Below are 1,238 nucleotides of genomic sequence, written 5' to 3' on the forward strand. Positions count from 1 at the left end.
TGTTTTACGCCAATCCCATATTCATACGCATAAGCAAGCCCAAAGCAATCGCCGTCATTTTTATATTCATTGCATGCTTTTGTATATAGTTCCATCGCTTTTTTGTAGTTTTGTTTCGTTCCGCGTCCATTTTCATACATGAGTCCCAACTGAAAGCAACTACTAAATTTCTCCTTACTATCTTCTTTTGCTTCGCATGCTTTTTTAAAGAATTTTAGGGCCTTATCATAATTCAATTTTACTCCCTCTGCACCGTAGTGATATATTAATCCAGCACCATAGCATTCATTTGTTGTGCCGATACTTGTGCATTTTTTTTCGAGTTCTGTAGCAAAATTATAATCGGTATCTGCAAACACTAAAGACACAAAAGCGACTAAACTTAAAATAATTTTTTTCATTTTTTCTCCTTTAAAAATTTAAATTTCATAGTAATAAAATATAGTATGTTTGTGCTTTTGCTCATTTTTAATTTCTTGCTCTTGTTTTTCTCTTTCTTCTCTTTTATTGGTTACAAAAAATATACAAGAAATGCCAAAAATAGAGATAGCGCTTAAAACGATCAATACCAAAGAACTCAAAGTATTGGCACCAATCCCATTTATAAATAACGTAGTCAAAGCACTCGATAATATTCCCGTAAAGAACGACAACACAAATTTTTCATATTTATCCATACGCTCTCCTTATTTAAATTTTAGTCTCAATAATACCCCCCCCTGAGAATTTGCTTAAATTTATTTTTAATTTATTCGCTATTTTACCGCGCCGAATTTTAAAATTTAGCCTTAAATTTATTGATATTTGGCTATGATTAGATAAAAATAACAAAGGTGCGATACGCAAATGATAATCTCGGCGGGACGAAACGAAGTATTTCCATTCGCGCTACCTATGGGCGTGGGGCTAATCGATATGAGCATAAATCTGACGGCATTTTTGCAAAAGCGCGCTATGGCAGGCTTTTACGCTAAATATGAGCGCGATTTTGCGGATGAGCGGGCGGCGGATTTAGCGGCTCTGGCGCCTTTTGCGACGCACTCGCAAGCGGACAATGAGCTAAATTTAGCAAATCCGTCCGCCTCGAGAAAGGCGAATTTATCTCAAAATCCCGATAAAATTTTAAATGCATTGCCGAGCGAGATCATTTTCGTGGGTTCTGCAGGGCTATATAAAGAGGGTGAAATTCTAAAAATTTATGAAAGCAGATCGGCTGTAAACTGCGAGATATCGGCGCT

The 1,238-nt window shown here is 36.3% G+C and carries 2 protein-coding genes and 1 pseudogene; 1 reads left to right on the forward strand and 2 read right to left on the reverse strand.

The window, feature by feature from the left end; genetic code table 11:
• A partial coding sequence (locus Q0340_RS02245) for a tetratricopeptide repeat protein (protein WP_298081990.1) occupies positions 1 to 401 on the reverse strand: 401 nt, incomplete at its 3' end.
• 18 nt (positions 402 to 419) lie between these two features.
• Complete coding sequence (locus Q0340_RS02250; protein WP_297879771.1) at positions 420 to 677, reverse strand: hypothetical protein; 258 nt, start codon at positions 675 to 677, stop codon at positions 420 to 422.
• A gap of 169 nt (positions 678 to 846) precedes the next feature.
• On the opposite strand from Q0340_RS02250, the pseudogene Q0340_RS02255 reads away from it, so the two are divergent.
• Positions 847 to 1,238, forward strand: a pseudogene (locus Q0340_RS02255) (purine-nucleoside phosphorylase); the annotation flags it as partial.

Source organism: uncultured Campylobacter sp. (genome assembly GCF_938045595.1).
Classification (GTDB): Bacteria; Campylobacterota; Campylobacteria; order Campylobacterales; family Campylobacteraceae; genus Campylobacter_B.